Here is a 7110-nt window from a genome sequence, read left to right on the forward strand (position 1 = left end):
TAGGACACCCCATACCGGCAGTACCACCGCACCGCCCACAGAATCACGTCTTGAGGAAAGTGGCGACCGGAGAAGATGCTCATGAGACCTGATCCTCACGTGCCATCCCCAACTTTGCAACAGCACCGGGCTGAAGGTGCTCACCGGGCAGGGTGCGGCGATTGACACCACCTCGGCTCAGGGCAAGTTGGTCTTCGGGATCTTCGCCGCCCTGGCCGAGTTTGAGCGCGAGTTGATCTCCGAGCGGACGAAAGCCGGCCTGGAATCGGCCCGGGCCCGCGGACGCAAAGGGGGGCGGCCGTTCAAGATGACCCCGGCGAAGGTGCGCCTGGCGATGGCGTCGATGGGGCAACCCGAAACTAGCGTCGCGGCCCTGTGTCAGGAGCTCGGTATCACCCGGCAGACCCTCTACCGGCATGTGTCCCCGACGGGGGAGCTACGAGAAGACGGGCGGAAGCTGTTGGCGGGAAGCTGACCGCCGGGGGAGGAGCATGGGTGAGCCAGGGTGTTTCTGGGGGCGTCTCGAGGTGTCTTATATATAGAGGTATAGGGGAGAAAAATTGAGGGGGAGAATCCGGTCCCATCGACTTCCCCATCACTGCAGTCGCCAAAAGAGTCTGTGAGTCACATCCCAGGATGATCTCATGGCAGGAAAAGTCGGCCCGGGAAAATACCCCTGATCCTCATCGTGCCAGAGAAGGGCCGCGCATCTCGCGAGTGCGGCAGTATCCCTAAAAGTTACCCCCCGAGACTATAAGTTCGTGTAACTTAACTTTTATGAAACTCAGGGGCGTCTGGGGCGACTCGGACCAAGCGGTGCAAAGAGTACCGGGTGGGCGACGGGTGAGCCGGCAGTCTCTGCCTTGGCTGCTAGGCCCGGCCTTCGTGGCTGCGGTGGCCTATGTGGATCCGGGCAACGTCGCGGCGAACATCACCGCCGGGGCGCAGTACGGGTACCTGCTGGTGTGGGTGCTGGTGGTCGCCAATGTCATGGCGATGCTCGTGCAGTACCTCTCGGCCAAGCTTGGGTTGGTCACCGGTCATTCCCTGCCGGAGTTGCTGGGGAAACGGCTGCCCCGGGGACGGCGTTTGATGTTCTGGGCGCAGGCGGAGACAGTGGCCGCGGCCACGGACCTGGCCGAGGTGATCGGCGGGGCGATCGCCCTCCACATTCTCTTCGGCCTCCCCTTGTTGATGGGGGGCCTGCTCATCGGACTGGTATCGATGCTGCTGCTGGCCATCCAATCCAGGCACGGTCAGCGCCCCTTCGAGTTCGTCATCGTAGGTCTGCTGGTAATCATCACCGCCGGCTTCCTCACGGGTATGTTCATCGGCACTGTCTCCTGGGGCGAGGCCTTGGCGGGGGTTATCCCGCGCTTTGAGGGGACCCCGACGGTGGTGCTGGCCGCGAGCATGCTCGGGGCCACGGTGATGCCCCATGCCATCTACGCCCACTCCTCCCTCGCCCGAGACCGCCACGGTGACACCATCGCGCCCGAGGCATTGCCGCGTCTGCTCCGTATCACCCGGTGGGACGTTCTCCTGTCGCTGCTGGTGGCCGGGTCAGTCAATATCGCGATGCTGTTGTTGGCTGCCGGAAACTTGAACGGCATTCCCGGTACCGACAGCATCGAAGGGGCCCACGCGGCGATCACCGCCACACTGGGCCCGGCAGTGGGGGTGGCCTTCGGTGTCGGGCTGCTGGCTTCCGGGCTGGCGTCCACCTCGGTGGGTTGCTACGCCGGATCCACGATCATGGGCGGATTGCTGCACCGGCAGATCCCGCAGGTGGTGCGGCGAGCGGTCACCCTGGTCCCGGCCTTGGCCGTGATCGCCATCGGTGTGGAGCCGACATGGGCGCTAGTGCTCTCCCAGGTGGTCCTGAGTTTGGGCATCCCCTTCGCCCTGATCCCGCTGGTGGTGTTGAACAGTGATCGAACCCTCATGGGTGGCTTCGCTATTCGGGTTCCGCTGCGGGTGGCGTCCTGGGTGGTGGTCGCGTTGATTGTGTCGTTGAATCTCGCCCTCATCGGACTGCTGGCCAGCGGCCGGGGATGACCGGCTGTGGTCTCCGGTAGCGTGAGCCCATGGACCTGAGTGAGATCACGCCGGTAGCCCAGGACTACCTCAAGGTGATCTGGGCGGCCACCGAGTGGGGAGGCCCGCCCATCACCGTCACGGCCTTGGCGGCACGGATGGGCACGACCACGCCCAACGTCTCAGACACGGTCAGACGGCTGGCAGCCCAGGGACTCGTGGAGTACCAGCCCTACAAACCTGTCATGCTCACCGAGCGGGGCGAGCAGTACGCCATCGCGATGGTACGCAGGCATCGACTGCTCGAGACCTTCCTCGTCACCACCCTGGGCTACCCGTGGGAGGAGGTCCACGACGAGGCCGAACGGCTCGAACATGCCGTCTCAGAAACCATGATCGAGCGTATCGACGCTCTCCTCGGGAACCCCGCCACCGATCCCCATGGTGACCCCATCCCTACTGCCACCGGGTATGTCTCCCGTCCCATCGATGCCATCCGGCTCACCCGCGTTGTTCCGGGTGACTACGAAATCATCCGCATCTCTGATGCTGACTCAGGGCAGTTGGCCGGCTTTAGGAGGCGGGAAATAGTTCCGGGCGCACTAGTCAACGTCGCTGGTGGGGATCCTCGCCAGGACAGGATTGTCCTCAAAGGCGCTGATGGGAAAGAGGTCATCCTCACCACGGAGCAAGCCAATGCCATTTGGGTAGCGCTCTCCCCCGGCATCGGGGGCGGCACTTCCTTGTAGCTGGTAGGGGGGGGATATCGGCCGCACCACTCTTTGCATCTAGCGTGATTGTTTTCTGAAGTCCTGCGCCCAAGGCGCCCGTTTGCGATGCGTGACGTTCGGAGCTGATGCACATATTTCCTGGCCCATCCTCCGGGGGCGGGCAAGGATTGTTCAGTGCCTGATGTACAGTTAAGTGCATGCTGACTATTGCTTCCTGTCTCGATGTGATGAACCGGTTAGGCCGTGCCATGGCCGATCCCACCCGGTCCCGGATCCTGTTGTCCCTGCTGGAGGCGCCCGGCTATCCCGCGCAACTGGCCCGGGAGCTGGAACTGACGCGCCCGAATGTGTCGAACCATCTCGCCTGCCTACGCGACTGCGGCATCATCGTTGCCGAACCGGAGGGCCGGCAGAATCGCTACGAAATCCTCGACGCCCACCTCGCCCAGGCGCTCAACGCGTTGCTGGACGTCACGCTCGCGGTGGATGAGCACGCTCCCTGTCTCGACTCGGGCTGTGACGTGCCCGGTTGTGTCACCGGGCAGGAGGGCATGTGATGGTCTCCGGCTTGCTGTCGGCGATTGGCCTGTTCCTCGCCACGAACATTGACGACATCATCGTGCTTTCGCTGTTCTTCGCCCGCGGTGCGGGACAAAAGGGGACCACAGCCCGGATCTTGGTCGGCCAGTACCTCGGATTCGTCGGCATCCTCGGCGCCGCCGTCCTGGTGACCCTGGGGGCGGAAGCCTTCCTGCCCGAGCAGGCCATCCCATACTTCGGGCTCATTCCCCTGCTCCTCGGCTTATGGGCGGCCTGGCAGGCCTGGCGGAGCGATGATGACGACGATGACGCCGGGAAGGTCGCCGGGAAGAAGGTGGGTATCCTGACCGTCGCCGGGGTGACGTTTGCCAACGGCGGCGACAATATCGGCGTCTACGTCCCCGTCTTCCTTAATGTGGGAACCGCCACGGTCATCACCTACTGCGTCGTCTTCCTCGTCCTGGTGGCAGTTTTGGTCCTGCTGGCAAAATTCGTTGCCACCCGTCCGCCCATCGCCGAGGTCCTCGAACGCTGGGAACATGTATTGTTCCCCATCGTTTTGATCGGCCTGGGCATTTTCATCCTCGTCGGCGGCGGTGCTTTCGGTCTCTAGGGGATCGATCATGAATTTATGCAGCATGGTCAATTCTTGGTATCGAAGGCCGCGAATCGTCACGCCACCCCTCCCATTGCCGATGGTCATTGCCTGGGGCAAGCGCGCGGTGTGATGATGGGATCGAAGGGCAGGTGGGATTGTCGGCCCCTCGGAAGTAGGCGACGATGATCGACCGTGTTGAGATAACAGAGGGATACTGGCGAGCCTGTGTCGAACTGGAGGACGTCCTCGCGCGGGCTGGGGATGCCGAGCTGCGCAGCCGTAGCGTGGGGACCCGGTGGACGAATGAGGAACTGCTGTTTCACATGGTCTTCGGCTATATGGTGGTCCGCCGACTGCTACCTCTGGTCAAGTTCTTCGGCCATCTGCCGCCCTTGCTGAGCGAGGTGTTCGCGCGTCTGCTCAATGCCAGCACCCGCCCTTTCGACGGGGTCAACTACTGGGGATCTCGGGCTGCGGCCCGGGTCTACCATCGCCGCCGCATGGCGAGAAAACTCCGGCGGCTCACCGCGGACTTGGCCACCAGTCTGGAGAAGGAATCCGAGCACTCCCTGGCACGTGAGATGGCGTTTCCGACCCGGTGGGATCCGTTCTTTGCCCCGGTGATGACGGTGGCGGACGTCTACGCCTATCCGACTTGGCACTTTGATTTCCACGCCCGGCAACTGAGTCTGCCCTTCGAGCGGGGAAACGCGGAGGAATAGGACATCCTCGCTCCAAGGACCCTCACCGGCGGTGACCGGTCGGGGACTGTGAGCCGCCCAGAAATATAATGATAAGCAGGTCAAAAAGGGCGGACAAGCCGTCGCCGTGGGGTCCCACTCTGGCAGTGAGTGATCAACAGACCTCTTCGTGATGGACGTGGCCGTCCTGCTCGATCTGGATAGTCGAGTGCTCAATGCCGAAGTCTTGCAACCGAGTTTGAGCGGCGGCCAGAATCCCTCCGTCGGAGACGTTCATATCGTCGACGACCAGGTGGCAGGTGGCAAGCGGTTTCGTGCCGTCGGTGCTCCAGATGTGCAGGTCGTGCACGGCCGTGACCCCGGGCAGGCCGACCAGGGCGGCTTCCACCTCGCGGGTATCGACACCCCGGGGGGTGTGGTTCATCAGGACCGAGAGGGACTCGGCCAGCAGGCGCAGTGCTCGCGGCAGCACCAGGGCGGCAATGAACAGGGAGGCGATGGTGTCGGCAGCTAACCAACCGGTGAAGTGGATGATCAGGCCGGCGATGATCACGGCAACCGAGCCGACCAGGTCGGAGAGCACATGCAGGTACGCCCCGCGCATATTGAGGCTCTCATGCTGACGGCGCATGAGAATCAGGGCGGAGATCAAGTTAGCGAGCAAACCGACCACCGCCACGACGAGCATCATGCCCGTGTCGATCGATTCGTGGCCGCCGATCCGGCCAACCGCGCGGATGACGATCCAGACCGAGACCGCGGAGACCACCGCGGCATTGACCAGTGCGGCGAGCACCTCGACGCGGCGGTAACCGTAGGTGGCCCGGGGGGTGGCGGCACGACGGCCGATGAGGAGGGCCACCAGGGCAATAAGCAGCCCCGTGGAATCTGAGAGCATATGCATCGCATCGGACAGCAAGGCCAACGAACCGGAAAAGAGGCCGCCGATCACCTGCGCCAGAAAGATGGTGGCGGTCAGGGCGAAGGTGACCGCCAGGGCGGTGAGGGATCCGTTCGAGGCATTACGGTGGCCGGGGGCAGGGGCATGATCGTGCGCGCTCATGCCTACAGCCTAGCCGGGAAAAACTCGTATTGAAAGCTTATTGAAAATGCTTGATGGATTTGGCCCCGTGCCGTCGTGAAAGGGTGCCAGTGGGCCGAAAGGCGCTGGGCAGAAGGCTGCGGTTAGAACCGCTCGCGCTGGGGATCGGTGAATTTCCGGGAGTGGTTCGGCTGGCTGTCGCCGTAACGGTCGTGCAACAGGCGCGCACGGGCACCCGAGGATGCGGAAAGAGTGGCTTGGGCATGGGCGAGACCCTGGGTGTCATTTTCCGGGTGAGTGGTGCGGAGGGCGCCCACCGTGTCGGAATCTGTCTCTTCGTCCTGAGAGTCCCCGGTCTGCTGCGAGGATGTCGATCCGTCGGCCAGCTCGGCCTCCTCGCGGCGCACACGGCGACGTTCCTTCATCTCCGCCCAAATAAAGTACCCCAGGCCGAGCGGGGCCATGATGCCGAAGGCGGTGGTGTTGCAAACTCGGGGCGTGAGCCAAGAAGGCTCCATTTTTATCGTGCGATCAGCGTTATGCGTCTGTGTTGTCAGACCGTCTCGAAGACCCGGCTGACGATCACCGCATCCGGATTCGTCTGCCCATAGGCGAACATCGTCCCCTGGCCCTTCCGTAATGAGTGCATCGCCTCCATACCCTTGAGCGTTCGGTACGCAGACGTCCTGTTCTTAAATGCACCTTTCGGCCCCAGGATCCTTTTCAGTCGCCCGTGGTCACCTTCCAGCACGTTATTGAGGTATTTCACCTGGCGGTGCTCCACCGTAGGAGGACAGACCCCCTCCAACTTCAGCTCGGCAATCGCCTTGGCCAGGGCTGGCGCTTTGTCAGTGCTGATCACCCGCGGGTACCCGGCTGAGGCGTTTGACCGCAGGGTCTTGGCCAGGAAACGCTTCGCGGCCGCGACGTTGCGCTTCGGGGAGAGGTAAAAGTCCAAGGTCTGGCCCCCGGCGGTGATTGCCCGATAGAGGTAGCACCACTTTCCGCCGACCCGGATATAGGTCTCGTCCACCCGCCAGGACCTGGCCTGCCAGTCGGGCACCTGCCGGTGCCACCGCGTTTGCTTGTCCAGCTCGGGGGCATATTTCTGTACCCACCGGTAGATCGTTGTGTGATCAACCGGCACGCCACGCTCGGTCATCATCTCCTCGAGGTCGCGGTAGCTCACGCCGTAGCGGCAGTACCACCGCACCGCCCACAGGATGACTTCGCGAGGGAAATGACGACCCGAGAAGATACCCATGAACCTGATTATTCCACCCTCACACCATCAGCACCCTGAGTTTGCAACAGCACCGTCCTCGGGCACTGACGAGAACGTCCTGCTGTCGTCGTGGCCTCGTACAGAGGATGTCGCTTACACCGCCGCATCCAGCATTGTCATCGCGACGGGCTCGATGTCCGCGTCGGGATACGGGCTGACCACCGAGATGAACGCCC

8 protein-coding genes and 4 pseudogenes are annotated in these 7110 nt (G+C 63.0%); 8 read left to right on the plus strand and 4 right to left on the minus strand.

Features of this window, described 5'->3' with window-relative positions; translation table 11 throughout:
* Window positions 1-83: pseudogene (locus IRY30_RS10150) on the minus strand (IS6 family transposase); the annotation flags it as partial.
* Window positions 84-124: 41 nt separating this feature from the next.
* Between IRY30_RS10150 and IRY30_RS10155 the strand changes: the two are divergent.
* The 7 genes and pseudogenes from IRY30_RS10155 to IRY30_RS10180 form a co-directional block, all read left to right on the plus strand.
* Window positions 125-475, plus strand: a pseudogene (locus IRY30_RS10155) (recombinase family protein); the annotation flags it as partial.
* A gap of 368 nt (window positions 476-843) precedes the next feature.
* Window positions 844-2058 carry an Nramp family divalent metal transporter gene (locus IRY30_RS10160; RefSeq protein ID WP_099299364.1) on the plus strand — a complete coding sequence of 405 codons (1215 nt, stop codon included), beginning with the start codon at window positions 844-846 and terminating at the stop codon, window positions 2056-2058.
* A 29-nt stretch (window positions 2059-2087) separates the two neighbouring features.
* A pseudogene (locus tag IRY30_RS10465) lies at window positions 2088-2216 on the plus strand (metal-dependent transcriptional regulator); the annotation flags it as partial.
* A 39-nt stretch (window positions 2217-2255) separates the two neighbouring features.
* A complete protein-coding gene (locus IRY30_RS10165; protein WP_309826437.1) occupies window positions 2256-2786 on the plus strand; it encodes a metal-dependent transcriptional regulator in 531 nt (176 codons plus the stop codon).
* 179 nt (window positions 2787-2965) lie between these two features.
* Complete coding sequence (gene cmtR / locus IRY30_RS10170) at window positions 2966-3325, plus strand: Cd(II)/Pb(II)-sensing metalloregulatory transcriptional regulator CmtR (protein WP_099299366.1); 360 nt, start codon at window positions 2966-2968, stop codon at window positions 3323-3325.
* The gene (locus tag IRY30_RS10175; RefSeq protein WP_099299367.1) at window positions 3325-3921 is read left to right on the plus strand and encodes a cadmium resistance transporter; all 597 of its coding nucleotides are present in this window, start codon (window positions 3325-3327) and stop codon (window positions 3919-3921) included. Before cmtR ends, IRY30_RS10175 begins: the two co-directional genes overlap by 1 nt.
* 167 nt (window positions 3922-4088) lie before the next feature.
* Window positions 4089-4628 carry a DinB family protein gene (locus tag IRY30_RS10180; protein WP_099299368.1) on the plus strand — a complete coding sequence of 180 codons (540 nt, stop codon included), beginning with the start codon at window positions 4089-4091 and terminating at the stop codon, window positions 4626-4628.
* 133 nt (window positions 4629-4761) lie between these two features.
* Here the strand turns inward: IRY30_RS10180 and IRY30_RS10185 are convergent, their stop codons facing one another.
* The 3 genes and pseudogenes from IRY30_RS10185 to IRY30_RS10195 form a co-directional block, all read right to left on the minus strand.
* Window positions 4762-5670 carry a cation diffusion facilitator family transporter gene (locus IRY30_RS10185; RefSeq protein ID WP_099299369.1) on the minus strand — a complete coding sequence of 303 codons (909 nt, stop codon included), beginning with the start codon at window positions 5668-5670 and terminating at the stop codon, window positions 4762-4764.
* 122 nt (window positions 5671-5792) lie between these two features.
* Window positions 5793-6125: pseudogene (locus IRY30_RS10190) on the minus strand (SURF1 family protein); the annotation flags it as partial.
* Window positions 6126-6202: 77 nt separating this feature from the next.
* Window positions 6203-6913, minus strand: a complete 711-nt coding sequence (locus tag IRY30_RS10195) for an IS6 family transposase (protein WP_099299370.1) — start codon at window positions 6911-6913, stop codon at window positions 6203-6205.
* Here IRY30_RS10195 and IRY30_RS10375 point away from each other — a divergent pair.
* A partial coding sequence (locus IRY30_RS10375; RefSeq protein ID WP_228503486.1) for a hypothetical protein occupies window positions 6912-7110 on the plus strand: 199 nt, incomplete at its 3' end. The two genes, IRY30_RS10195 and IRY30_RS10375, sit on opposite strands and share 2 nt — an antisense overlap.

The organism is Corynebacterium suicordis DSM 45110, from assembly GCF_015351405.1.
Classification (GTDB): Bacteria; Actinomycetota; Actinomycetes; order Mycobacteriales; family Mycobacteriaceae; genus Corynebacterium; species Corynebacterium suicordis.

Excerpts from the sequence above, each read along its gene's own strand:
- cmtR (WP_099299366.1), top strand. The coding sequence starts at position 2,966 with ATGCTGACTATTGCTTCCTGTCTCGATGTGATGAACCGGTTAGGCCGT.
- IRY30_RS10175 (WP_099299367.1), top strand. The coding sequence starts at position 3,325 with ATGGTCTCCGGCTTGCTGTCGGCGATTGGCCTGTTCCTCGCCACGAAC.
- IRY30_RS10180 (WP_099299368.1), top strand. The coding sequence starts at position 4,089 with ATGATCGACCGTGTTGAGATAACAGAGGGATACTGGCGAGCCTGTGTC.
- IRY30_RS10185 (WP_099299369.1), bottom strand. The coding sequence starts at position 5,670 with ATGAGCGCGCACGATCATGCCCCTGCCCCCGGCCACCGTAATGCCTCG.
- IRY30_RS10195 (WP_099299370.1), bottom strand. The coding sequence starts at position 6,913 with ATGGGTATCTTCTCGGGTCGTCATTTCCCTCGCGAAGTCATCCTGTGG.